24 protein-coding genes and 1 pseudogene are annotated in these 26,108 nt (G+C 30.9%); 22 read left to right on the plus strand and 3 right to left on the minus strand.

The features are described from left to right. The first annotated feature begins 1 nt into the window (after position 1). On the plus strand, positions 2 to 664 hold the full coding sequence (locus tag QHG34_RS08425; protein WP_282629736.1) for an alpha/beta hydrolase: 663 nt from the start codon (positions 2 to 4) through the stop codon (positions 662 to 664). Here the strand turns inward: QHG34_RS08425 and QHG34_RS08430 are convergent. Next, entirely contained in the window at positions 661 to 1,527 is an 867-nt protein-coding gene (locus QHG34_RS08430; RefSeq protein ID WP_282629737.1) for a cupin-like domain-containing protein, read from the minus strand. The genes QHG34_RS08425 and QHG34_RS08430 overlap by 4 nt on opposite strands. An 87-nt stretch (positions 1,528 to 1,614) precedes the next feature. Next, on the minus strand, positions 1,615 to 2,859 hold the full coding sequence (locus QHG34_RS08435) for an NAD(P)/FAD-dependent oxidoreductase (protein ID WP_282629738.1): 1,245 nt from the start codon (positions 2,857 to 2,859) through the stop codon (positions 1,615 to 1,617). Positions 2,860 to 2,945: 86 nt separating this feature from the next. Here QHG34_RS08435 and QHG34_RS08440 point away from each other — a divergent pair, with 86 nt between their 5' ends. From QHG34_RS08440 to QHG34_RS08540, 21 genes and pseudogenes are all read left to right on the plus strand, one after another. After that, positions 2,946 to 4,460 carry an HAL/PAL/TAL family ammonia-lyase gene (locus QHG34_RS08440; RefSeq protein WP_282629739.1) on the plus strand — a complete coding sequence of 505 codons (1,515 nt, stop codon included), beginning with the start codon at positions 2,946 to 2,948 and terminating at the stop codon, positions 4,458 to 4,460. Between the two features lie 3 nt (positions 4,461 to 4,463). After that, on the plus strand, positions 4,464 to 5,195 hold the full coding sequence (gene fabG, locus QHG34_RS08445; protein WP_282629740.1) for a 3-oxoacyl-ACP reductase FabG: 732 nt from the start codon (positions 4,464 to 4,466) through the stop codon (positions 5,193 to 5,195). Between the two features lie 5 nt (positions 5,196 to 5,200). Beyond that, positions 5,201 to 6,427 (plus strand): beta-ketoacyl-[acyl-carrier-protein] synthase family protein, encoded by a 1,227-nt coding sequence (locus QHG34_RS08450; protein WP_282629741.1) that lies wholly within the window; start codon positions 5,201 to 5,203, stop codon positions 6,425 to 6,427. A gap of 3 nt (positions 6,428 to 6,430) precedes the next feature. After that, positions 6,431 to 6,679 carry an acyl carrier protein gene (locus tag QHG34_RS08455; protein WP_282629742.1) on the plus strand — a complete coding sequence of 83 codons (249 nt, stop codon included), beginning with the start codon at positions 6,431 to 6,433 and terminating at the stop codon, positions 6,677 to 6,679. Positions 6,680 to 6,684: 5 nt separating this feature from the next. Continuing rightward, positions 6,685 to 7,554 (plus strand): LpxL/LpxP family acyltransferase, encoded by an 870-nt coding sequence (locus tag QHG34_RS08460; protein ID WP_282629743.1) that lies wholly within the window; start codon positions 6,685 to 6,687, stop codon positions 7,552 to 7,554. 30 nt (positions 7,555 to 7,584) lie between these two features. Then, positions 7,585 to 8,022: a hypothetical protein gene (locus QHG34_RS08465; protein WP_282629744.1), complete on the plus strand. Its 438-nt coding sequence runs from the start codon at positions 7,585 to 7,587 to the stop codon at positions 8,020 to 8,022. Between the two features lie 59 nt (positions 8,023 to 8,081). Beyond that, positions 8,082 to 8,519: an acyl-CoA thioesterase gene (locus QHG34_RS08470; RefSeq protein ID WP_282629745.1), complete on the plus strand. Its 438-nt coding sequence runs from the start codon at positions 8,082 to 8,084 to the stop codon at positions 8,517 to 8,519. Beyond that, positions 8,519 to 9,640: a beta-ketoacyl-[acyl-carrier-protein] synthase family protein gene (locus tag QHG34_RS08475; RefSeq protein WP_282629746.1), complete on the plus strand. Its 1,122-nt coding sequence runs from the start codon at positions 8,519 to 8,521 to the stop codon at positions 9,638 to 9,640. Before QHG34_RS08470 ends, QHG34_RS08475 begins: the two co-directional genes overlap by 1 nt. After that, positions 9,633 to 10,172, plus strand: coding sequence for a 3-oxoacyl-ACP synthase (locus tag QHG34_RS08480; RefSeq protein WP_282629747.1), 540 nt, complete (start codon positions 9,633 to 9,635; stop codon positions 10,170 to 10,172). Before QHG34_RS08475 ends, QHG34_RS08480 begins: the two co-directional genes overlap by 8 nt. Before the next feature lie 29 nt (positions 10,173 to 10,201). Further along, positions 10,202 to 10,459 carry a phosphopantetheine-binding protein gene (locus QHG34_RS08485; protein WP_282629748.1) on the plus strand — a complete coding sequence of 86 codons (258 nt, stop codon included), beginning with the start codon at positions 10,202 to 10,204 and terminating at the stop codon, positions 10,457 to 10,459. Further along, positions 10,459 to 11,655: a beta-ketoacyl-[acyl-carrier-protein] synthase family protein gene (locus tag QHG34_RS08490; protein ID WP_282629749.1), complete on the plus strand. Its 1,197-nt coding sequence runs from the start codon at positions 10,459 to 10,461 to the stop codon at positions 11,653 to 11,655. Before QHG34_RS08485 ends, QHG34_RS08490 begins: the two co-directional genes overlap by 1 nt. Continuing rightward, positions 11,652 to 12,641, plus strand: coding sequence for a beta-ketoacyl synthase chain length factor (locus QHG34_RS08495; RefSeq protein WP_282629750.1), 990 nt, complete (start codon positions 11,652 to 11,654; stop codon positions 12,639 to 12,641). The genes QHG34_RS08490 and QHG34_RS08495 overlap by 4 nt, the downstream gene beginning before the upstream one ends. A gap of 71 nt (positions 12,642 to 12,712) precedes the next feature. Continuing rightward, entirely contained in the window at positions 12,713 to 13,411 is a 699-nt protein-coding gene (locus tag QHG34_RS08500; protein WP_282629751.1) for a polysaccharide deacetylase family protein, read from the plus strand. After that, a complete protein-coding gene (locus QHG34_RS08505; RefSeq protein WP_407080908.1) occupies positions 13,401 to 14,027 on the plus strand; it encodes an outer membrane lipoprotein carrier protein LolA in 627 nt (208 codons plus the stop codon). Before QHG34_RS08500 ends, QHG34_RS08505 begins: the two co-directional genes overlap by 11 nt. Then, positions 14,005 to 14,628: a hypothetical protein gene (locus QHG34_RS08510; RefSeq protein WP_282629753.1), complete on the plus strand. Its 624-nt coding sequence runs from the start codon at positions 14,005 to 14,007 to the stop codon at positions 14,626 to 14,628. The genes QHG34_RS08505 and QHG34_RS08510 overlap by 23 nt, the downstream gene beginning before the upstream one ends. Before the next feature lie 54 nt (positions 14,629 to 14,682). Continuing rightward, entirely contained in the window at positions 14,683 to 15,048 is a 366-nt protein-coding gene (locus QHG34_RS08515) for a hotdog family protein (RefSeq protein WP_282629754.1), read from the plus strand. Between the two features lie 9 nt (positions 15,049 to 15,057). Then, positions 15,058 to 16,242, plus strand: a complete 1,185-nt coding sequence (locus tag QHG34_RS08520; protein ID WP_282629755.1) for a DUF2062 domain-containing protein — start codon at positions 15,058 to 15,060, stop codon at positions 16,240 to 16,242. Continuing rightward, the gene (locus tag QHG34_RS08525) at positions 16,235 to 19,894 is read left to right on the plus strand and encodes a 1-acyl-sn-glycerol-3-phosphate acyltransferase (protein ID WP_282629756.1); all 3,660 of its coding nucleotides are present in this window, start codon (positions 16,235 to 16,237) and stop codon (positions 19,892 to 19,894) included. The genes QHG34_RS08520 and QHG34_RS08525 overlap by 8 nt, the downstream gene beginning before the upstream one ends. Next, complete coding sequence (locus tag QHG34_RS08530) at positions 19,869 to 21,440, plus strand: phytoene desaturase family protein (protein WP_282629757.1); 1,572 nt, start codon at positions 19,869 to 19,871, stop codon at positions 21,438 to 21,440. Before QHG34_RS08525 ends, QHG34_RS08530 begins: the two co-directional genes overlap by 26 nt. Then, positions 21,433 to 23,093 (plus strand): annotated as a pseudogene (locus QHG34_RS08535) (C45 family autoproteolytic acyltransferase/hydolase). The gene QHG34_RS08530 and the pseudogene QHG34_RS08535 overlap by 8 nt, the downstream one beginning before the upstream one ends. Beyond that, a complete protein-coding gene (locus QHG34_RS08540; protein ID WP_282629758.1) occupies positions 23,063 to 24,370 on the plus strand; it encodes a phenylacetate--CoA ligase family protein in 1,308 nt (435 codons plus the stop codon). The pseudogene QHG34_RS08535 and the gene QHG34_RS08540 overlap by 31 nt, the downstream one beginning before the upstream one ends. Before the next feature lie 56 nt (positions 24,371 to 24,426). Here the strand turns inward: QHG34_RS08540 and QHG34_RS08545 are convergent, their stop codons facing one another. Beyond that, a complete protein-coding gene (locus tag QHG34_RS08545; protein WP_282629759.1) occupies positions 24,427 to 25,989 on the minus strand; it encodes a M20/M25/M40 family metallo-hydrolase in 1,563 nt (520 codons plus the stop codon). Positions 25,990 to 26,108: the final 119 nt, after the last annotated feature.

Genomic DNA, 26,108 nt, shown 5'->3' on the forward strand with positions numbered 1-26,108 from the left:
TATGAAAATATATCAAGTTAGTGGATTAGGTGCAAATGCAAATGCTTTTAGAAATCTACGCTTGGAAGATGGATTTGAGCAAGTATATATTCCTTGGTTAAGTCCAGAAAAAAATGAAACACTGGCACACTACACAGAACGGATGCTAGAAAATATTAATCCCACAGAAGATTTTCTTTTGATGGGATTATCTTTTGGAGGAATAATTGTGCAAGAAATGAATCGATTTATAGATCCAAAACATACGATTCTAGTTTCTACAGTCAAAAATCGTACAGAAATTCCGAAGCTTTTTCGATTTTCTTCTCAAACAAATGCTCATAAAATAATTCCGATGAGTTTTCTTACCACAGATCGCACATTTTCGTATATGATGATGCGAAAATTGTATTATACCAATCGAGAGAAAGATAATATTGATGATATATTTGAGTTTAAAGACGCTGAGTATTTACGATGGTCTATTCATAAAATAGTAAATTGGGATCACTCTTTGGCATATAGAGAAGGGAATTTAACTCATATTCATGGTACAAAAGATATTGTTTTCCCAATAGAAAATATAAAAGATGCTATACAAATAGAAGGCGGAACGCATATTATGATTATGCAAAAGCCTAAATTAGTAAGTGAGGAAATCAATAAAGTGTTGCGTACGCTTTAATAAGGTTTGTTATAAAAACGATGACTCTTTTTTATCGCCCATCTTTCCTTGAATTTTATCCATTTTAACTGAAATAGTTTACGCATTAATTTATCTGTATAACGCATAATAAAAACATGATAAACAGTATTCAATACTTGGAAAAATTCGTTTGGAAAAGCACGCAAAGACATGGAAAATCCTGGTTGTAAATAACTATTATAGTGCCAATAACCACGTGGAATAAATAATGCATCTCCATGATTCATGACAAAATCAAAACCTTTTGCATGTTTCAAAGCAGGAAATTTTTCGTAATTAGGATTGTCATAATCAATTTCGTAAATCGTATGCACCGAAAGCGGAACTTTGTATAAAGCTTTGGATTGATCTGGTGCGAATAACAAAATTCGTTTATCGCCTTCAAATTGAAAGTGAATAAAATCTGTCATATCAACATCATAATGCATCAAAACTTTTGCTTCACTTCCTCCAAAAAATAGGGTTGGTAAACGTTCAAAATACTTTAATCCTAAATCTGGGAAAGTAAAATTTTTCAATAATTCTGGAATTTTATCTTTGATAATAAAGAAAAAAATTCTCAAATCTGAAGGTTCTTTTTTAATCAAATCCACATATTCATTAAATTTCATATGCGTTGCAGGCGTGTCTGAACTTTTAGTTGCATCAGCAGGTTTGCTATCATAAAGAGGAACTGTTTGGTCACCCGCTTTTTCCTTAATATAATCTAAATTCCATTTATCAAAATTCTCCCAATTCTTTGCGTATCCTTTTAATAGTAAAGGTTTTCTTTTTTTGAGATAATTTTTGATAAAATCTTCTTTTGAAATAGATTCTACAGTGTCAATATCCTGAAATTGCATGTGATTTAAAGTAATGGAACACTCAAAAATAGAAAATCTAACTGAATTTTAAATAAAAAAGCCAACAATATATTGGCTTTTATACTTTTATTTTTCTTCTTCTTTGGACATTCTAATCAAATGTGCCATGTTTTTAATAACATTGTTATGTTTTTTGACAAATGGATTTTCTTTGTTCCAAACATAGCCCGCTAAAACAGCACAAATTTTTTCTTTTACATCAGGGTTTTCAGGTTCATGAAAAAATAATTCTTGCAAATTTCCTGTATACCATTCTTGCACATAAGTGGTGAAAACCGCAATACCTTCTTTCATATAATCTTCATAATCTTTCTGCCAATCTGCATTTTCTCCATTCAATTCCTTTACCGTTAATTTAGCTGCTTTCAAGCCACTTTCCGTTGCGAAACAAACACCAGAAGAGAAAACAGGATCTAAAAATTCGGTGCTATTTCCGGTTAAAACATAACCTTCTCCAAACATTTTAGTCACCGCAGCCGAATAATTTTTTAACCAAATCGGATTAAACTCAAATGGCAAATCTCCAAAACGATTCACATAAAAGTCAGATTTTTGAATGGCATTTTGCAAAGCCTCTGCAGTATCTTGATTGGTTGATAATTGATTAATATAATCTGTTGGTCCAACGATTCCGACACTTGTTTTACCATTCGAAAAAGGAATTACCCACAACCAAACTTTTGTTTCGATAATATCAAAAGAAATCTGTGTTCCTTCTCGACCTTCGGGGCGACGAACATCATCAATATGAGTGAAAATTGCCGAATGTGGATTTAGTTTTGATGGACTATCAATGTTTAATAATCGTGGTAAAACACGGCCATAACCACTTGCATCAATTAAGAATTTAGCATTAATTTGATAAGTTTCTCCATTCTGTTTTTTTACAGTAGTAGTTGAGTTTTTACCTTTAAATTGAACATCAAGCACTTCTTCGTTAAAACGTAAATCAGCTCCTTTATCAATGATTGCGTTAGCTAAAGTCATGTCAAAATTGGCGCGTGGAACTTGCCAAGTCCAATCTTGTCCTTTCCCAAACTTTTTACTAAAATCAAAAATACAAATCTGTTCACCTCTGATAAATCGTGCACCAGGTTTTACTTCGAAATTTTTTTTTTCTAAGTAAGGTAACAATCCCGCTTCTTCGAAATGATCCATTGAGCGCGGAATCAAACTCTCGCCCACAACAATTCGAGGAAATTGTGTTTTTTCTAAAACAATAACATTTATGTTTTTTTCTCTTAAATAGGCGGCTGCAACCGAACCAGAAGGTCCTGCGCCAATGATTAAAACATCTGTATTTTCAATCATGACTTTTTGTATGGTTTTTTAATTATTTTTGCAATTGATTGAAGAAATGAATATTCCATTTCGAGAATTATTACCTAATCAATAGCATGACAAAATTAACGATTGACACTGTAGAAAACATACTTTTTGAGCATAAAAAAATAAAACTTGATGAAACTTCACTTCATCGTGTAGATAAGAGTTTTAATTTTTTGAAAGAATTCTCTAAGAATAAGATTATTTATGGCGTAAATACTGGTTTTGGACCAATGGCGCAATATCGCATAGAAGAAGAAAATACGATTCAACTTCAATATAATTTGATCAGAAGTCATTGTACCGGAATTGGAGAGCCGTTGACCTTACATCAAACTAAAGCAGCGATTATTGCTCGATTTAACACACTTTCGTTAGGTTATTCGGGGATTCATCCTTCAGTTTTGATATTGATGCAAGAATTGATAAATCGTGATATTTTGCCCGTTATTTATCAACACGGAAGCGTTGGTGCGAGTGGAGATTTGGTTCAATTAGCGCATTTGGCTTTGACATTAATTGGAGAAGGAGAAGTTTTTTATAAAGGCGAAATCAAATCGACGAAAGAAGTTTTTGAGCTTGAGAATCTTCAACCAATAGAAATTCATATTCGCGAAGGTTTATCAATTATGAATGGAACTTCGGTAATGACGGGAATTGGAATGGTAAATTTGATAAAGGTTAATCAATTAATCAATCTTTCTATTACATTAAGTTCGATGATGAATGAGATTGTACAGTCTTTTGACGATCATTATTCAAAACCATTAAACGAAGCTAAACAACATGCTGGTCAACGTTATGTAGCGAATAAAATGACTGATTTTTTGAATGATAGTAAATTAGTCAAAAAACGTGCAGACGAACTATATCAAGAACGTACCGAGAAAATTTTTGAAGAAAAAGTACAAGAATATTATTCGTTGCGTTGTGTTCCTCAGATTTTAGGACCAATTTACGATACGTGGAATGCTGCAAAAGAAGTGTTGGAAAATGAAATAAATTCCGCAAGTGATAATCCAATTATCGATGTTGAAAATCAAACGGTTCATCATGGAGGAAATTTTCATGGCGATTATGTTTCATTAGAATTGGATAAATTGAAATTGGCTGTTACGCGTCTATCGATGCTTAGTGAGCGTCAGTTAAACTATTTAGTCAATCCAAAAATCAATAATATTTTACCACCTTTTGTCAATTTAGGAAGGCTTGGTTTTAACTTTGGTTTGCAGGCTGCTCAATTTACGGCGACTTCTACAACGGCCGAAAATCAGACGCTTTCTACGTCAATGTATGTGCATAGTATTCCAAACAATAATGATAATCAGGATATTGTGAGTATGGGGACAAATGCCGCGACAATTTGTGCAAAAGTGATTGATAATACGTTCGAAGTGTTGACGGTTCAGAGTTTGGCTGTAACGCAAGCGATAGAATTTCTACAAATACAAGATAAATTATCTTCGAAAGGAAAAGCTTTTTATGATTCGATTCGTAAAATTGTTCCAGTATTTAAAGAAGATGAAGTGATTTATCCTTATCTTAAGGAAGTGAAAAATTATTTACTAAATAATAAAGTAAACTAAAGCATGAAATGTGCAATTGTAACTGGTGGTTCTCGTGGAATTGGAAAAGCAATATGTCTTAAAATTGCCGAAGAACACGATTATCATCTTTTAATAAATTATAATTCAAATGAAGCTGCTGCGTTAGAAACTTTAAAAGAAGTGGAGGCGTTAGGAGGAACAGGAGAAATACTAAAATTTGATGTAGCTGATGCAAATCAAACGCAACAAGTTTTAACAGAATGGACAGAAAAAAATACAGATGCAATTGTTGAAGTTATTGTAAACAACGCGGGTATTACAAAAGACAATTTGTTTATGTGGATTTCGCAAGACGATTGGTCGAATGTGATTAATACAAGTTTGAATGGTTTTTACAACGTAACTCATTTTTTTATTAATCCATTATTGAGAAATAGATTCGGAAGAATTGTCAATATAGTTTCAGTTTCTGGTTTGAAAGGAACACCTGGACAAACCAATTATTCTGCTGCAAAAGCTGCTGTAATTGGAGCGACAAAAGCATTGGCACAAGAAATAGCAAAACGTAATGTAACGGTGAATGCTGTTGCACCAGGTTTTATCGAAACGGATATGACGGATGAATTGGATCAACAAGAATTAAAGAAGCTGATTCCAGCCAATCGTTTTGGAAAAGCCGAAGAAGTTGCCGATTTGGTAAGCTTTTTGGTTTCTAAAAAATCGAGTTATATCACGGGAGAAGTTATTAATATAAATGGAGGAATTTATTCTTAGATAAAATGAGTCAAAGAGTCGTAATAACAGGAATGGGTATCTATTCTTGCTTAGGAACATCATTAGAAGAAGTGACAGAATCTTTGCGTCAAGGAAAATCAGGGATTATTTTTGATGAAGAACGCAAAGAATTTGGCTTTAAATCTGCTTTGACAGGAACTGTTCCAACGCCAGATTTGAAACCTTTTCTGAATCGTAGACAACGAATTACAATCGGTCAAGAAACGGAGTTTGCTTATATGGCAACGTTAGAAGCGTTAAAAAATGCTAATTTGACGGAAGAATATATCAAAACAAACGAAGTCGGAATTATATATGGAAACGATAGTGTTTCGAAAGCAATTATTGATGCAATAGATATTGTTCGCGAGAAAAAAGATACAGAATTAATTGGTTCTGGAGCAATTTTCAAATCCATGAATTCTACTGTAACGATGAATCTTGCTACAATTTTCGAATTAACTGGAATCAATTTTACAATTAGTGCAGCTTGTGCAAGTGGTTCGCATTCGATTGGATTAGGTTATATGATGATCAAAGATGGTCTGCAGGAGATGATTATTTGTGGAGGAGCGCAGGAAATCAATAAATATGCAATGGCAAGTTTTGATGGTTTGGGAGTTTTTTCTAATAATGAAGCAAATCCTACACAAGCGTGTCGACCTTTCGATAAAAATCGTGATGGGTTGGTGCCAAGTGGAGGTGGAGCAACATTGATTTTAGAAAGTTATGAATCTGCTGTAAAACGTGGTGCGCCAATTATTGCTGAGGTTTTGGGTTATGGCTTTTCATCAAACGGTGGTCATATTTCTACTCCAAATGTCGATGGACCGGCAATTGCGATGAATAGAGCGCTGAAACAAGCTAATATTTCGGCAGATGAAATTGAATATATCAATGCACATGCGACTTCTACACCAGTTGGTGATGCGAACGAAGCAAAAGCGATTGACCAAGTTTTTGGAAAAACAAGACCTTTTGTGAGTTCTACAAAGTCGATGACAGGACATGAATGTTGGATGGCTGGCGCAAGTGAAATTATTTATTCAAATTTGATGATGATGAATGGTTTTATTGCTCCAAATATTAATTTCGGAGAAGGAGATGAGGATTCAGCTAAATTAAATATTGTTAAAGAAACCTTAAATAAAGAATTTGATGTATATTTGTCCAATTCTTTTGGTTTTGGTGGAACAAATTCTGCCTTAGTAATTAAAAAATTTAATCCCTAAAAAATGGTGAAAAGTCAAATCGCTGAAAAATTAAATAGTATCTTAATCGACGAATTTGAAGTTGATCCTTCAGTTATTTCTGAAGAAAAAAATATTAAAGAATCGTTAGATTTAGATAGCTTAGACTATGTTGATTTGGTAGTTGTTATTGAAGCTAATTTCGGAGTGAAATTGGTTAAAGAAGATTTTCAAAAAATGATAACTTTTGAAGATTTCTACGCAATAGTAGAGCAAAAGTTAGAGAATAAATAACAAATATGAAACAATGGGATGGTCGTTCCAAAGGAACAGTCCTTGGATATAAAATATTTGTAAACGTTATGAAAAAGCTCGGAATTAAGGCTGCTTACTCAGTCTTAATTTTTGTAGCTTTTTATTATTTTATTACAGCTGTTAGTAGCAATAAATCGATCTATTATTACTTTCGAAATCGATTAAAATACGCTACTCTCAGATCTATTTTTGGTGTATATAAAAGTTACTTCACTTTTGGACAAACATTGATTGATAAAACAGCTATTAATGCAGGTTTACGTAATAAATATTCTTATGAATTTGACGGAATAGATATATTAAAAAATCTGTTGAATGAACAAAAAGGTGGTGTATTAATTAGCGCTCATGTTGGTAATTTTGAGGTTGCAGAACATTTTTTTGCAGATATCGATTTCGATTGTCAAATTAACTTGGTTACAACAGATTTAGAGCGAAATGTCATCAAAGAGTATTTGGAAAGTATTTCGATGAAACCTTCGGTGAAATTTATTTTGATTAAAGAAGATTTGTCTCATATTTTTGAGATTAATAACGCACTTAGTCGAAACGAATTAATCTGCTTGACTGGTGATCGCTATTTTGAAGGGAATAAAACGATGACAGAAATTCTTTTAGGTAAAGAAGCTCATTTTCCTGCTGGACCTTTTTCAATTGCTTCTCGATTAAAAGTTCCAGTTGCGTTTGTATATGTGATGAAAGAAAAAAATCTGCATTATCATTTGTATACACGCCAAGCTAATTTTAAACACCGTGATGCAAACGCTTTATTGAAAGAATATTGTGTGAATTTAGAAACGATCATTCATAAATATCCTTATCAATGGTTTAATTATTTCGATTTTTGGAAGTAAATTGAAACAATTTTGAAATAAAATATAAAAATGCCATCCATATATTTACCAAATACAGATCAAGATTTTATCAAAAAATTAATTCCTCAACGTGAGCCTATAATTATGGTTGATGCTATTTTTGAGTATCAAGAAAATAAAGTGGTTGGAGGTTTAACTATTTTTGAGGATTGTATTTTTGTAGAAAATAATATTTTACAAGAGTCAGGAATTTTAGAGCATATGGCTCAAACAGTAGCATTGTACACGGGCTATGATTACTTTATCAAAAATATGCAAGCGCCAGTTGGATATATTGGATCGATGAAAAATGTTGAAATTTTTCATTTACCACAAACAAACGAAACACTTATAACAACTGTTCATATACTTCACGAAATAATGGATGTTACTTTAGTTAATATTGTGTCTAAAATTGGAGAAAAGATAATTGCTTCGGGCGAAATGAAAACTGTGATAGCCGAATAATCATACTATAATTTTAGTAACTTTGTTATAAATAATTACTTTCATTGCCTTAATAAATTATGATAGATTCGAGAGAAAATAGTAAAAGTTTAGTCCATCAATCAACTTTTTCGGTTCGTTTTAATGAAACAGATCCGTTAGGAATTGTGTGGCACGGAAATTATATTACTTATTTTGAGGATGGAAGAGAAGCTTTTGGACGTCATTTCGGGATTAGTTATTTGGATATTCAAAAAAGCGGATTTGTAACGCCAATTATTAAATCCGTTTGTGAACATAAATTTCCTTTGAAATATGGAGATAAATGTAGAATAGAAACGACTTTCGAAGATTCATTAGCAGCAAAAATGATTTTTAAATTTAGGATTTATAATCAAGACGAAAAATTAGTTTGTATTGGAGAAACAATACAAGTCTTTTTAGATAGCGAAGGAGAATTGATGTTAACATTTCCTCCATTTTTTGAAGAGTGGAAGAAAAAAGTAGGATTGTTGTAATGGATAAAATTTACATTAATCGTGCGAATGTTTTAACGCCTTTTGGAAATTCTGTCGAAACAAATTGGAATCAGTTAGTTAAAGGTAATTCTGCTGTTACTAAAATTGATTTATTTGGTCATCTTAATAATTTTTTTGCTGGTAAAATTGATGATAGTATTTTCTTAAATTTAAAAAATCAAGTTAAAGATAATCAGTATTATACTCGATTAGAAATAATTGGAATTTTGGCTCTTCAATCTATTATTGATAAAACAAAAATTTCGCTACGAACAGGTTTCATTCTTTCAACAACAAAAGGAAATATCAATGAGCTTTCTGATTCTTTAGAAAAAGCGTCTATTCCAACTTTAGCAAAGAAGATTGCAAATTATTTCGGATTCAAAACAGAGCCAGTAATAGTTTCAAACGCATGTGTTTCGGGTGTTTTAGCGGTTAGTGTTGCAAAACGTTTCATTGAAATGGATGAATTTGATGATGTATATGTTTTGGCCTTAGATGAATTGACAGATTTTGTTTTAACAGGTTTTAATTCATTTCAAGCAATGGATTTTGAGTTGTGTAAACCATTTGATCAAGGACGAAAAGGTGTTAATTTAGGCGAAGCAGCGGCTTGTGTATATCTTTCAAAAAGTCAAGAAAAGAATAGTTTTGAGGTTTTAGGGGAAGCTTCAGTTAACGATGCAAATCATATTTCAGGACCATCTCGAACGGGCGAAGGTTTGTTTTTGAGTATAGAATCTGCGATGAGAGAAGCGGATATTTCTTCAAAACAAATTGATTATATTTCGGCTCACGGAACGGCAACTTTGTATAATGATGAAATGGAAGTGATAGCTTTTAATCGTTTGCAAATGGATAAAATACCGACTAATAGCTTAAAAGCTTTTTATGGACATACATTAGGCGCATCTGGATTGTTGGAATTGATTATTTCGATGAAGCAAGCACAAGAAAATTTAATTTTGAAAAGTCATAATTTCAATGAAATAGGAACTTCAGTTGCTCAAAATATTTTGACAGAAAATCTTCATAAAAAAATCAATATATTTTTGAAAACTTCATCAGGTTTTGGTGGAAGTAATGCTGTTATTATTCTAAAAAAAGTTCAAAATGACTAAAGTTGAGATTAAAAAAGAACAAGTTTGGTTGAATAATGAACTTTTCTTTGAAGATAGATCAGGAGATTTTGGTGTTTTTTCAAAAAGTTTCTTTAAATTTTTAGAAATTGATTATCCAAAATTTTATAAAATGGATCATCAAAGTAAATTAGCTTTTTTGGCTGCTGAAATTTTGTTGAAAGATGAAAATACATTGAACGAAAATCAAGATATTGCATTAGTTTTTGCGAATCGAAATTCGAGTTTAGAGTCAGATTTGAAACATCAACAAAGTATTCAATCTACGGATGAAATTTTTCCTAGTCCAGCAGTTTTTGTTTACACGTTACCAAATATTTGTTTGGGTGAAGTGAGTATTCGTCATCGATTGAAGACTGAAAATGCTTTTTTTATTTCGGAAAAATTCAATGAAGATCAATTAAAAAAGTATGCGAATTATTTAATTCAAAAAAATAAAGCAAAGAAAGTTGTTTTGGCTTGGGTAGATTATTTACAAGGTGATTACGAAGCGAAAATGTACTTAATAGATTAAAAACAATATTAGTTAACAATAAAAATACTATGGAAAATTTAATTAACGATTTAAAAGTTAAAATCATTGAAATTTTAAATCTTGAAGATGTATCAGTAGAGGATATCAAAAATGATGAACCTTTATTTGGAGATGGTTTGGGATTAGATTCAATCGATGCTTTGGAGTTAATCGTTTTATTGGATAAAGATTACGGAATCAAAATTACTGATCCAAAAGAAGGAAAAACAATCTTCCAATCGGTTGAAGTAATGGCAGATTATATTGAGAAAAATAGAATAAAATAATGACACAAAAAGTTGCAATAACTGGAATGGGAATTATTTCGGCAATTGGAAACAATGTCGAAGAAAATTTTGATTCCTTAATTCATCAAAAACATGGTTTGTCACGCCTTGAAAATTTCGATTCTATTCATAAAAATGAAATTTTTGTTGGTGAAATCAAATTATCGAATGATGAATTAGCAACTTTTTTAAATTTATCTCCAGAGAATAATTTCTCTCGAACAGCGATTTTAGGACTGATTGCTGTGAAAGAAGCTTTGCAAAATGCAGGAATTGAAAATGTAAATGAAGTCAGAACTGGATTGATTTCTTCGACAAGCGTTGGTGGAATGGATATGACCGAAAATTATTTTTTGGATTATGAAAATCTTCCTGAAAAACAAAAGTATATTTCGAGCCATGATGCAGGTGTTTCATCTAATCAGATTGCAAATGAAATTGGTTTGAAAGGTTTTGTTTCGACGATCAGCACGGCTTGCTCCTCTGCTGCGAATGCAATTATGTATGGAGCGCGTATGATTAATTCAGGAAAATTAGATCGTGTGATTGTTGGCGGAACGGATGCTTTGTCAAAATTTACCATCAATGGATTCAAGAGCTTGATGATTTTGAGTGATGAGTTTAATCAACCATTTGACGAAAATCGAAAAGGTTTGAATCTTGGTGAAGCCGCTGCTTATTTGGTTTTAGAATCTGAAGAATCAGTTAGAAAATCAAATAAAAAAGTCCTTGGTTATTTGATTGGCGCAGGAAATGCAAACGATGCATTTCATCAAACAGCTTCGTCTGAAAATGGAGAAGGAGCATATTTGGCGATGAATAAAGCATTCGAAAATGCAACTATTCAGCCTTCGGAAATTGATTATATCAATGTTCATGGTACTGCTACTAACAATAATGATATAACGGAAGGAATAGCGTTGAAAAGGATTTTTGGCGAAAATGTACCTAATTTCAGTTCAACAAAACCATACACAGGTCATACGTTAGCTGCTGCTGCTGGTGTAGAAGCGGTTTTCAGCTTATTGAGTTTACAAAATAATATCATTTATCCGAATCTTAATTTTCAATCTCTGATTGAAGAGTTGAATATCTTTCCGACCACAAAATTGGAAAAGAAAGATATTCAATATGTGTTATCAAATTCGTTTGGTTTTGGAGGAAATTGTTCAACTTTAATTTTTTCTAAATCATGAAAGAAGTATTTGTAAATGGATTAGGTTTTGTAAATGCGCAGTTTATAGATAAGATAACGAATGATTTTCTTCCTTTAGAAACTTCAATTACAAAAGCAAAATCACCGATTTTGAAAGATATTATTTCTCCTGCAATGAGCCGTAGAATGGCTTCTGGTGTTAAAATGGGAATTTATTCTTCGTTGAATGCATTGATTGAAGCAGGAATTCAACAACCAGAAGCGATAATTACAGGAACTGCAATGGGGTGTATGGTTGATTCTGAAAAATTTTTGACAAGTATTATTGAAAATAAAGAAGAGTTTTTAACGCCAACTGCTTTTATACAATCTACACACAATACAGTTGGTTCTCAAATAGCGTTGCATCTTGGTTGTAATGCGTATAATTTTACGTATTCTAATGGATCTAATTCCTTTGAAAATGCTTTATTAGACGGTTTTTTACAAGTTGAAAATCAAGAAGTGAATAATGCTTTGATTGGTGGAATTGATGAAATTGGTGAACGATTTTATTATTTGAAACAATTAATTGGAGAAATTGAATTAGAAAATAATAAGGGAATTAAATATAGTGAAGGAGCACATTTTGGAGTGTTGTCAAATGAAAAAAGAGAGAATTCTTTTGCAAGAATTTTAGATGTCTCTATTCAAAATGTATATGAAGATTTATATTCCGAAATTCTAAAATTCATTCAATTGAATCATATTAATTTAACCTATGTTGATGCGATAATTTCTGGAGTAAAATATTTGAATAATAATGAGTTAACTCAAATTGAGTTATATGAATATAAAGACTTTATTGGTGAATTTGGTACCTCTTCTGCTTTCGGATTTGTGTTAGGATGTGAATTATTAAAAAAACAAACATTACCAAATCAATTCAAAATGAATGATGTAAGTACTAAAAGTTATAAAAATGTACTTTTGGTTAATGGATACAAAGGCAAAGATTTGAGTTTAGTTTTGCTTCAATCGACATGAAATTCAAGTTTGTAAATATAATTTTAATTTGTATATTAGCTTGTTTAACAATTGTTTGTTATACTCAAGGTGTGTCTTTTTTATATTTATTATTACCTGTTTTTATTTGGCTATCATTGACAATTTTTGGAGCTTTTGAAATTCGATTGAATTATTTTTTGAAAGCTTATCATCGTGGAGAGAATGATTCTGAGAAAATAATTTCATTAACTTTTGACGATGGACCAACTGAATTTACACCTAGAGTCCTTGAGATTTTAGAAAAAAATAATGCAAAAGCCACTTTTTTTTGCATTGGAAAACAAATTGAAAATTATCCTGAAATTCTTCAAAGAACGCATCAATCAGGACATTTGATAGGGAATCATACCTTTCATCATTCATCTAAAAATGGTTTTTATTCCACAGAAAAAATCATTGATGAAATCATTTCAACAAATCAACTTATTAAAGAAGAAATTAAGATTACTACAAAACTTTTTCGCCCCCCTTTTGGTGTTACGAATCCTCATATAGCAAAGGCTTTGGAGAAAACTAAACATTATGTAATCGGTTGGAATATTCGTTCTTTAGATACGGTTATTGAGGATGAAAAACAATTATTGACTCGTATTAAACGTCAAATAAAACCTGGTTCTATTATCTTATTGCACGATACTTCAGACAAAACGGCGAATGTTTTAGAGCAATTATTTGTATTTTTACAAAAGGAAAATTATAAAGTAGTTCTATTAGATGAACTCTTGAAAATTGATGTGTATGAAAACTAAAATCTTCATTTTATTTACTTTTTTTCATTTGACAATTTTTGCGCAAGAAAGTAAAATGAGTAATACTGAAATTGAAAATTTCAAAAAAGATATTATTACTGATTCTAAGAAAATACAAACTTTGACTGCTGATTTTACACAATATAAAGTGATGAGTTTTTTGGATAAACCAATTGTTTCGAAAGGTAAACTATACTTGAAGAACCCCAAGGCGATGCGTTGGAATTATACACAACCTATTGATTATAATGTAATTTTTAACAATGGAAAAATTTACATTAATGACGAAGGAAAAAAGACGAGTGTTGATTTACAAGGAAATAAAAAATTCGAGAAATTAAATCAATTAATCGTCGGAAGTGTAAGTGGAAATTTGTTTGATACAAATGATTTTGTCATTACTTATGCGAAAACAGATAAATCTAGAATTGCAAAATTGCAACCGAAGATGAAAGATGTAAAAAAATACATCAAAGAAATTCAATTGACTTTTTATTCAGGTCAATCAACGGTTACAGAAGTGAAGCTGATAGAACCTTCGGACGATTATACTAAAATTTTATTCACGAATAAATCTCTAAATAAAACGATCAATGCGTCAGTTTTTAATCCTTAGTCTTTTCATTTTGACTTCTTGTGGTACAACATACAAAATTGCTAATATACAAGATAAACAGAAGGATGAAAAGGTAGTTGTTAATCCATATTTTAATCAAATAAATAAGGAATACGGTTACCGTTTTAAGATTACTTTCTTAAAAAAAGAGATGAAAGGTAATTTTGTCGTTAAGAAGATTGGAGAAAATTCTCATCGAGTTGTTTTGACATCCGATTTTGGTAATACTTTGTTCGATTTGTCTGTTACAGATAGTGATTTTACGTTGAATTATGCGATGCCTGATTTGAATAAAAAAGTAATTGTAAAAACTTTGGCAGAAGATTTACAGACAATTTTTAAGGATGATTTTTCTATTGATGAAAGGATTAAAACTCCCAATCTAATTATTTTAAAATCGGATGAAGTAAGTTTAGTTTTTGATGAAAATCAGTCAGATTATTTTACTGAATTAATTGATTTAAAGAAGAATAAAATTAAAACGATCAATAAATTTACTTCTAACAAATCTGATTTTCCAGATCATATTTTGATAAAACACAATCATTTTAATCTAAGTATTGAACTTTCTAAAGTTAATCCAGTTTTGGAGGAAGAATAAACCAATTTCAAAACTCATTTTTTAGATTATATTTGTAAAACGAAACAATTGCAAATGCTTATTCCTAACCTTTACGCTGTAAAAAAAATCGAAAAAAAGGATGATTCTAATTATAAGATTCAAATAGAATTATATTCAAATCATCCAATTTTTAAAGGTCATTTTCCAAATAATCCAATAATGCCTGGTGTTTGCATGATGCAGATTATTAAAGAATTAACAGAAGAAATTGTTTCTAAAAAGTTGACTTTAAGCAAAGTAAATAATGTTAAGTTTACAGCTAAAATAAATCCTTTTCTTAATCTTGATTTAGATTTAGATTTTAATATTGAAGTTTTAAATGAGGAAGTTAGAGTTAAAAATTCTTCTTTTTTTGATTCTACTGTTGCATTGAAATTTAGTGGAGTTTTTAAAAGTTAATCAATTCAAATGAATTTTTCCGAAATCCATACTAAAATTGAAGAACTAAAGGTTTGTGTACTTATTCCGACTTACAACAATCATAAAACATTGAAGCGTGTGATTGACGGAGTTTTGGAGTACACGAATCAAATTATTGTTGTAAATGATGGATCGACGGATTCTACTTCCGAAATTTTAAAAGATTACCACAATCAGTTTACTGTAGTTGAACTTCCTGAAAATAAAGGAAAAGGAAATGCATTGCGTATTGGTTTTATAACTGCGCGAGAAAAAGGCTACCATTATGCATTGACAATCGATTCGGATGGTCAACATTTTCCACATGATATTCCAAATTTTATTACAGAATTAGATCAAAAAAATAAACCTGTTTTAATTATTGGAAGTCGTCAAATGGAGCAAGATGGAATTCCGAAGAAAAGTAGTTTTGGAAATAAGTTTTCTAATTTTTGGTTTTGGTTCGAGACTGGAATTAAGCTGAATGATACACAATCTGGTTATCGTTTGTATCCGTTGAAATTTATTCCGAAAAAGTTTTGGACAAATAAATTCGAATTCGAAATCGAGATAATTGTTCGCACAGCTTGGAAAGGAATTGAGGTGACCAATATTCCAATTGATATTTTGTACGATCCTAACGAACGCGTATCACATTTTCGTCCATTTCAAGATTTTACAAGAATCAGTATTCTGAATACTTTTCTAGTTTTTTTGACAATTTTTTACATTAAACCACGTAATTTTTTCTTCAGTTTCAAAAAAAAAAATATACGAACATTCATTAAAGAAGATATCTTAGGAAGTAATGATAGCAATAAAGTAAAAGCGCTTTCAATTTCTTTGGGAATTTTTCTAGGAATTGCGCCATTTTGGGGCTTTCAAACTTTTTTGTCAATTTTCTTAGCCTCAATGTTTCGACTAAATAAAGTGATTAGTTTCTTTTGTTCCAACATTAGTATTCCGCCAATGATTCCGATAATTATTTATCTTTCTTTGTTAACTGATGGTTTTATTTTGCAAGATAATTTTCATCTGGATTTGAGTTTGGTTTCTTTCGAAATTATCAAAAAAAATCTGCTTCGTTATGTTGTTGGAAGTTTAGTTTTAGCTACTTTTTGTAGTATTGTTAGTGGAATTGTAAGTTATTTTTTATTAACTTATTTCAGTCAAAAGACAATTAAGAATGCATAAATTTTTCTACAACATATTTCTAAAAATAAGAGCGAATAGATGGTTGAGTGTATTGTTTTTTGTACTCTTTTTAGTTGGTTGTGCTTTTTTTGCAAATCGATTAAAATTTGAGGAAGATATTACGCGAATCATTCCGAAAGATGAGAAAAATGATGCAATGACAAAGGTTATTGCGCAATTAAAATTTACGGATAAAGTTGCGGTGATTATCGAAAAAGAAAAAGCTGGAACATTGGATGATATGACGGCTCAGGCAACTGATTTTTTAGATAGTATTCAACCGTTAAATAACTATTATAATGATATTCAAGGGCAATATGATTTAGATAATTTTGCTTCAACTTTTGATTTTGTTCATCAAAATTTACCGCTTTTTTTAGAGAAAGAAGATTATAACACGTTAGAGCAAAAATTGTCTGAAGATTCGATAGCTTCTATTGTTGAAAGTAATTACAAAAGCTTGATTACCCCAACTGGAATTGTTTCGAAAGAGTTTATGTTGAAAGATCCGCTTGGATTGACTTTTGTTGCGTTAAATCGATTAAAAGAAAAGAATTTGACGGATGATTTTGAGGTTTACAATGGGTTTATTGTAACGAAAGATCATTCGAAATTATTTCTTTTTATCAATCCTAAATTTTCAGGAAGTGAAACTGAACATAATACCAAATTTGTCAATCGATTAGGAGAAATCCAACAACATTTAAATCCTGAATATAGCGGAAAATCAACATTAAGTTATTTCGGTTCAAGCTTTATTGCAGTTGCGAATGCAAAGCAAATTAAACAAGATATTATAACAACCGTTTTGATTTCGATGATTACATTAATGGTCATTTTAATGGTTTTTTATCGAAAAATTTACATTCCAATAATTATTTTTATTCCCTCCGTTTTTGGTTTTTTCTTTGCTTTGGCACTTTTGTATTTTATTCAAGGTACAATTTCTGCAATTTCATTAAGTATTGGAGCAGTTTTATTAGGAATAACAATTGATTATTCGCTGCATATCATGACGCATTATAAGCACAATAGTGATTCAAAGACTTTATTTAAAGAGATTACAAAACCGCTTATCATGAGCTGTACAACTACAGCGATTGCATTTTTGTGTTTACTTTTTGTGAAATCGGATGTGTTGAAAGATTTAGGGATTTTTGCTGGAATAACAGTTATTGTTTCTGGTGTTTTTTCTTTATTGATTATTCCACATTTGTATCATCCAAAACAAGATGCTGTTGAAAATAATTCTTCAATAATAGAGAAGTTAGCATTCTTTTCATTTCATAATAACAAGATATTGATTGGTGCTTGTGTTCTTTTAATTATTGTGAGTTGTTTTACGTTTAATAATGTCAATTTTGATAAAGATTTATCTAAATTAAACTATGTTCCAACCGATCAAAAAATAGCGGAACAAAAGTTAGAAACTTCTTCAAATTCTATCTCAAAATCGTTGTATGTAGTCAATTATGGAAACAATGTAGAAGATGTTTTAAATCAAAATATAGCGTTAACAAATAAGTTGCAAAAAGCAGAAGGTAAGGATGAGATTTTAAGTTATAATTCCATTCAATCGTTGGTTTTACCAATTTCAGTTCAACAAGAAAAAATAAAGGATTGGGAAGATTTTTGGAATTCTGAAAAAGTGAATTTTGTGAAGAATGAATTTATCAAGGACGGAAAACAATATGGTTTTAAAGAAGAAATTTATAATCAATTTTTTTCAATTTTTGATAAAGCATATAAGCCTCTAAAATTAGAAAATTATCGCTCATTTAATCCGTCGCTTTTTGAAGAATTTGTTTCGCAAAAAAATGGTTTTTATACGATTTCGACTTTAGTAAAATTAAAGGAAGAAAGCCGAGAAAACTTCATCAAACAATATCATAATAAAGAAACAATTGTAATTGATCGAAAACAGTTAAACGAAAACTTTTTAGGAAATTTAGTTACTGATTTTAATAATCTTGTCAATTACTCATTTATTGCTGTTTTATTGATATTGTGGTATTTCTTTCGACGTATCGAATTGATGATTATAAGCGCGATTCCTATTGCGTTATCGGGCTTGGTTACAGCTGGATTAATGGGGCTTTTTGATATTAAATTCAATATTTTTAGTAGTATTGTTTGTACATTAGTTTTTGGTCATGGAGTAGATTTTAGTATTTTTATGACGAGTGCTTTACAAAAAGAATATACGACTGGAAAAGATGAAATGCCTACTTATCGCACCTCGATTTTGTTAGCAGTTATCACGACAATTTTAGCGATCGGAGCGTTAATTTTTGCCAAACATCCAGCGCTAAAATCAATCGCATCAGTTTCGTTGGTTGGAGTTGTAGCAGCGTTAGTGATTACATTTATTTTCTACCCAATTTTATTTCGATTTTTTATTTCGAATCGTCCTAAAAAAGGTAGATCTCCTATGACGTTGTGGTTAGCTATTCAAAGTGGAATTTTCTTCATTTATTTTGGATTATTTGGTACGGTAACTTCATTAATTCTTCGGTTTTTGATGATTATTTTACCAATTTCGAAAGAGAAAAAATATAATCTTTTTGGGTGGGGAATGTCAACTTTCATGAAATCAGTGTTGATGTTGAAACCAACTGTTGCTAAGAAGATTATTAATCCATATCAAGAAGATTTTAAGCAACAGTCAATCATAATTGCGAATCACACTTCGTTTTTGGATACGTTGGCGATTGGTATGTGTACGCCTAAAATTGTTTTTTTGGTGAATGATTGGGTTTATAAATCGCCAATTTTTGGTCGTGCTGTAAAAATGGCTGGCTTTTATCCCGTTTCAAATGGTGTTGAAGATAATTTGGAAGAAATTAAAACCAGAATTGGAAGTGAGTTTTCTTTGATGATTTTCCCTGAAGGGACGCGCTCTAAAACGAATAATATCAATCGTTTTCACAAAGGTGCATTTTATTTAGCAGAAAAGTTAAAACTTGATATTTTACCAATTTATATTCATGGAAATTCTGAGATTATTCCAAAAGGAGATTTTTTAATTTCTGATGGTCATATTTATTCTATAATAGGAAAAAGAATTGCTTGGAATGATGAAAATTATGGTTTGACTTATTCTGAAAGAACGAAAAAAATTAGTAGAGAATATAAGGCTAAATTTCAAGAAATAAGAGATGAATATGAGGATGAAAATTATTGGAAACAGAAATTATTTTTAAGTTTTTTATATAAAGAATCTGAAATTATTCAAGTTGTAAAACAAGATTTTAATTCAAATAAATCTATTTATCATCAATTAAATAATGCATTTTCAAAAGATGAAAAAATTGTTCATTTTTCTAATGATTACGGACAAATAGACTTTTTGTTATTGATGCAACAAGCTAATCGAAGAATAATTTCGGTTGTGGAAGATGAAGAAAAACGAGAGATTTCAGCCACTAATTATATTACAAAAATACGTTCGTTAGAATATCGTTCTAAATTTGATACTTTTGAAGAATATCAAACACTTTTTATTTCAACTAAAATAGAAGATATTTATCAAGAAACGATCAACCAATTCGAGAGAATTGTCGTTCTGAAAAATAGAAATATTAACGAATTACTTTTTTCACATTTTGTCCAACAAATAGAAACAGATGAATACATTGTCTACACAAAATAATCTATCACAAAAGTACGATGTTGTCGTAATTGGAAGCGGGTTAGGCGGACTTGTTTCAGCTGTTATTTTGGCAAAAGAAGGTAAAAAAGTATTGGTTTTAGAAAAAAACAATCAATACGGAGGAAATTTGCAAACTTTTGTTCGTGACAAAACAATTTTTGATACAGGTGTTCATTATATTGGTGGGCTAGCTAAGGGACAAAATCTTTATAATTATTTTTCTTATTTGGATATTGCAGACCAATTGAAGTTAATAAAAATGGATATGGATGGGTTTGATATCATTTCTTTTGATGATGACGAAAATGAATATCCAATAGCGCAAACATATCAAAACTTTGTAGATCAGTTAGCTGTTTTTTTTCCTGAAGAACGTGAGAATCTAAAGCTTTACGGAGAAAAAATAGAAGATTTATGTGATAAATTTCCAATGTATAACCTAAATATTGGAACTTTTGCTGATGAAGAAAATTTTTTATCAATAAACGCTAAAGAGTTTATTGATTCTATTTTTACTAACGAGCGATTGAAAGCAGTTTTGGTCGGAAATAATTTTTTGTATGTAGGCGAATCTCAAAAAACACCACTTTATATACATGCTTTGTCTATTAACTCGTATATACATTCTGCTTGGCGTTGTATAAATGGAGGAAGTCAGATTAGTAAATTATTGATTAAGCAAATCAAAAAATACAATGGTAAGGTAGAAAAATACCAAGAAATTGACTCTTTTATTTTGAATGATCAAGAAGTTGTTGTTGGTTGCCAAGCTAAAAATGGACGTCAATTTTTTGGAGACTTATTTATTTCGAACATTGATATCAAGAAAACGATTGATATGTTGGGAGAAAGTAAATTTGGTAAACCATTTTCACGCCGTGTTAAAAGCTTAGAAGTTTCTCCTTCCGTTTTTACTGTTTATGTATCTTTTAAACCACAAAGTTTTCCTTATATTAATCACAATTGTTATCATTTTAATTCAATTGACGATGTTTGGGATACTTTTGAGAAGAAAACAGATGATTGGCCTAATACTTATGTTTTGACTTTTAGTTGTGATGCAAAAAATCAAAATTTCTCTGATGGAATGACCATCATGACTTACATGAAATATGAGGAAGTAGAGCAGTGGGAAAAAACATTTAATGTAGAAACGAACGATAATAAGGGGAATAGAGGAGAAGCTTATGAAGATTTTAAACAGTTAAAAACAAATTTGATTTTGGATAAAGTTGAGAAAAAGTTTCCTGGAATTAAGGATTCTATTCAATCAATTTATACTTCTTCGCCTTTATCCTATCGTGATTTTATTGGATCTGAAAAAGGTAATCTCTATGGTTATCTTAAAGATAGTAATCATCCAATGAAAACATTTATTTCACCTCGTTCAAAAGTTAAGAATGTTTTTTTTACTGGTCAAAATGTTCGTGTACATGGTATTTTAGGTGTTACAGTTGGTGCTTTTGTAACATGTTCTGAAATTCTTGGAGCTGAGTATTTGATGAATAAAGTTCATAAAGAAATAAACTCTAAACTTGATGAGTAAAAGTTTTTATATTTTATTTTTTATCTGTCTTTTAGCTTCTTGCGGCGTTCGTAGGAGCTTAAATGATAGACCAAATATAGAAGGTTATAACTCTCAACTTTATGTTCGCAACCAAGTCAATGATTCACTTTTTTATATTGGGAATAATTTTTTAAAGAAAAATAAAACGCAGAATTGGGAGCTTTTTGTTTCAGGAGATCCGTTAGAAATTGGTCAAAAAACAGGCGTTTTAACTAAAGAACTTTATGAATTTCAAGAGAGGTCTTTTATGAATTTGATTGATGATTTCATTCCTTCAAATAGACGTAAAAAATACTTATTTAAACTTTTAAAATATTATAATAGAGATTTACATCAATACATTAATAATGAATATAAAGCTGAGATTTTAGGATTATCGCAATCAGCTACAAACCGTTATGATTCGTTGATGGATAAATACAATCGAAATCTTTTTTTACATGGAGCACACGATATTGGACATGCAATGCATGATTTGATGTTAGTTGGTTGTTCGTCTTTAGCTGTTTGGGATAATAAATCTGAAGATGGAGGATTATTAATAGGTAGAAATTTTGATTTTTATGCGAATGATGATTTTGCTAAAAATAAAATCGTTTCGTTTGTTCAACCAAATTCTGGTTATCCATATATGTCGGTGACTTGGGGCGGTATGATTGGTGTTTCGTCCGGAATGAATTTAGAAGGGCTTACAGTTACGATAAATGCAGGGAAATCTTCAATTCCATTGAAAGCAAAAACGCCAATATCTCTTGTTGCATTAGAGATTTTGCAATATGCATCAACAATAGAAGAAGCGATAGAAATAGCAAAAACTAAAAAAGTTTTTGTTTCAGAAAGCATTATGGTTGGTAGTAGTAAAGATCATCGTGCGATTTTGATTGAGATTTCACCCAAAAAGTTTGGAGTTTATGAGGTTCAAAATCAACCTTATTTAGTCTGTACTAATCATTTTCAGAGTGATATTATTTAGATGATAAACGAAATGATAAACAAAAATTAGAAAGTCATTCGGTTTACCGTTTCGATAAAATTGAAGAACATCTTTCAAACAAAAATCAGCTCAATCCAACTAAAATGGTTGAGATTCTACGAGATACAAATGGTCTTAAAAACAAAAAATTAGGTTACGGAAACGAGAAAGCTCTCAATCAATTATTGGCGCATCACGCAGTTGTTTTTCAACCAGATAAACGATTAGTTTGGGTTTCTTCAAATCCATATCAATTGGGAGAATTTACAGCTTATGATTTGAATAAAATTTTTAAAGATTCTATTTCAGATTATACATTGAATGTTGATAGTTTGAAAATTGAGAAAGATCAATTTTTGTTTTCAAAGGATTACTCTAATTATGAGGAATATCGTAACCAAAATCTGTTAATTTCGCAATTTGTAAAAGAAAAGAAAGTGGTTGATACAGATTTAATTAATCGTTTTATTCTGACTAATTCTGATTATTGGAAAACGTATGATCTGGTTGGTGATTATTATTTTCAACAAAAAGATTATCTACAAGCGAGTAAATATTTTAAATTAGCCTTAACAAAGGAAATCACAACAATTCCTGATCAAAATAATATAGAGAAAAAGCTATCAAAATGTGTTCGCAAAATAGCCAAACATCGATAGAAGAGCTTTCAATAAAAGAAATTGAAGCTTTTCAGAATCAAAAACTGCAATTACAATTAGAATATCTAGCCGAACATTCAGCTTTTTATCAACGTATGTTTTCTCAACATAATATTGATTGGAAAACTATAACATCAGTAAAAGATTTAGGATTAGTTCCTGTAACAACGAAGAATGATTTACAACAATATAATCACGATTTCTTGTGTGTTCCACAAACAGAAATTATTGATTATTCTACAACTTCTGGTACGTTAGGAGATCCAGTTACATTTGGTTTAACGGATAAAGATTTGGATCGGTTAGCAACAAATGAAATGAATTCTTTTCAACGAATTGGTGTGCAAAAAGGTGATGTAGTACAATTGATGACTACTATTGATCGTCGTTTTATGGCTGGTTTGGCGTATTTTCTTGGTTTGAGAAAAATAGGTGCGGGCGTTATTCGTATTGGTGCTGGTGTTCCTCAATTGCAATGGGATTCAATTCTAAAATATCAACCCAAATATTTGGTTGCTGTTCCTTCTTTTTTGCTTAAAATGTTAGATTACGCAGAAAAAAATAACATCGATTATCAAAATTCATCTGTAAAAGCGGTTTTATGCATTGGTGAATCGTTGCGTGATAAAGAGTTGAATTCATCTTTGTTAACGCAAAAAATAAATTCGAAATGGGATATTCAACTTTTTTCGACTTATGCTTCAACCGAGATGGGAACAGCGTTTACAGAGTGTGATGAATCGGTAGGAGGACATCATCAGCCAGATTTGATTATCACAGAAATTTTAGATGAGAATAATGAAGTTGTAGAAGATGGCGAATTAGGTGAATTGACGATTACAACTTTGGGAATAGAAGGAATGCCTTTATTGCGTTTCAAAACAGGTGATTTGTTGCGAAAACATTCTGGTAAATGTAAATGTGGAAGTAATTCATATCGATTAGGACCAGTTGAAGGTAGAAAACAACATATGATAAAGTATAAAGGGACAACTTTATATCCGCCAGCTTTACATGATATTTTGAATCATTTTGATGAAATCAAATTACATTTAATTGAAATTTATTCGAACGAATTTGGAACAGATGAAATCTTAATTCGATTAGTTTCTACAGATGAAACAGATGATTTTTTAGCCAAAATAAAAGATTATTTCAGAGCAAAATTACGCGTAACACCATCGATTAAATTTGAAACTTTCGAAGAATTACAACCAATCGTTTTCAAACCAGAGAGTAGAAAACCAATTACGTTTATTGATTATAGAGAAAGTTAATATAAGAAATAATAAAAAGTCCACTGAAAAGTGGACTTTTTGTTTGATAAAATATCTTATTTCATGTAAGCATCAGAATTTCTTGCCGGACTTTTAACTTCTGGCCATTCTTGTTGTTTTCCGTCTCTACCAACAGGTAAAACACGACGATCACGATTCACTAATTCACTTTCTTTGTCAGCCATCATTGTTAATGTGGCAGCTAAAATTGCATTACTTTGAATTTCTTCAAAAACAATTTTATCGTAAGTATCTTTGTTTGTGTGCCAAGTGTACGTTCCGTAACCCCAGTTAAGAGAGCTTAACATAAATCCTGGAACCCCAGCTGCAACAAAAGAAGCGTGATCAGAACCTCCACTACCAGGTGCTCCAGGGAAATCAGTTTTGATTTCGTTACGAACAAAAGAAGGTGTAGCAGATAGCCAACGTGTCATGTATTCGTACGATTTCTCGAAACCTGAACCATTGATATTTACAACGCGTCCTGTTCCGTTATCTAAATTGAAAACAGCTTGCGTATTTTTTACAATTTCTGGATGATCCTCAACAAATGCACGAGAACCATTCAATCCTTGCTCTTCACTTCCCCATAAACAAACCAAAATTGTACGTTTGTTATTTGGATATAATTTTTTGATTGTACGAATTGTTTCCATCATTGCAATTGTTCCTGTTCCGTTGTCTGTCGCACCTTGCGCACCATCCCAAGAATCAAAATGTGCTGAAAGAATAATATATTCGTTTGGTTTTTCTTTTCCTTTAATTTCTCCAATAATGTTGAATGTTTTCGCAATACCATTATGTTTAGATTGTGCATTAACAGTTAATTTTGGAGCAGTTCCGTTTTCAGCCAAACGATATAACATTCCGTAATCTTCATTCGAAATATCTAACATTGGAATTGTTTTCGTTTTTGCACCAAAAATTCTGTTTGCACCCATAATTCCAGTCCAATAAGAAATAGCAACAGCAGCCGCTCCGTTTTTCTCTAAAACTTCAGGAAGTGTATTGTTATTGTAACCTGTTACTTTAATAGAGTTTGCCCAAGTTTCAGCTTCAGCTTTTCTATTTTCTGTTACTTTTTTGTACAATGCATCAGAACCAAACTCTTTGTATTGATAGTCTGAACGTCCATACGATTGGTTTTGAGACATCAAAACAACTTTTCCTTTTACAGAAGGTAACCAAGCTTCAAAATCAGCTTTCGTTTTGAAAACTGGCATCGCAACAACATCAGCAGTAACCGCTTTTTTAGTTGCAGGTGACCATGCTAATTGCGTTGCTTCGATAGATTTTGCTCTTGGATACGTCATATCAACGTGCGTCAATCCACGTTCCCATGCTTTCCATGTTCCGTAATCTTCTCGACGAGCGTCAATTCCCCAAGATTTTAAGGTTTTGATAGCCCATTCTCCTGCTTGATCCATTTGAGGTGTACCAACTAAACGAGGTCCAATTCCATCTAATAATTCGTGTGAGATTTTCTTTAGTTGAGAATTGTTCTGAATTTCAGTTACAAAACTTTGAACAGTTGGATCTAATTTTTCTTGCGCTTGTGCATGAACTGCAACGCCAGCTAAAATTAAAGTAGAGTACTTTAATGTGTTAATCAATTTCATAAAATATAAATTTCCTAAGTATTATTTTATATAAGTGACTAAAATATAGAATTAAATTCTATTATAAAAGATATTCTAAGTTGACTTTTTGTTTTTTATATTTTTCTGAATAAATAGTA

It is taken from the genome of Empedobacter sedimenti (genome assembly GCF_030005555.1).
Lineage (GTDB): Bacteria > Bacteroidota > Bacteroidia > Flavobacteriales > Weeksellaceae > Empedobacter > Empedobacter sedimenti.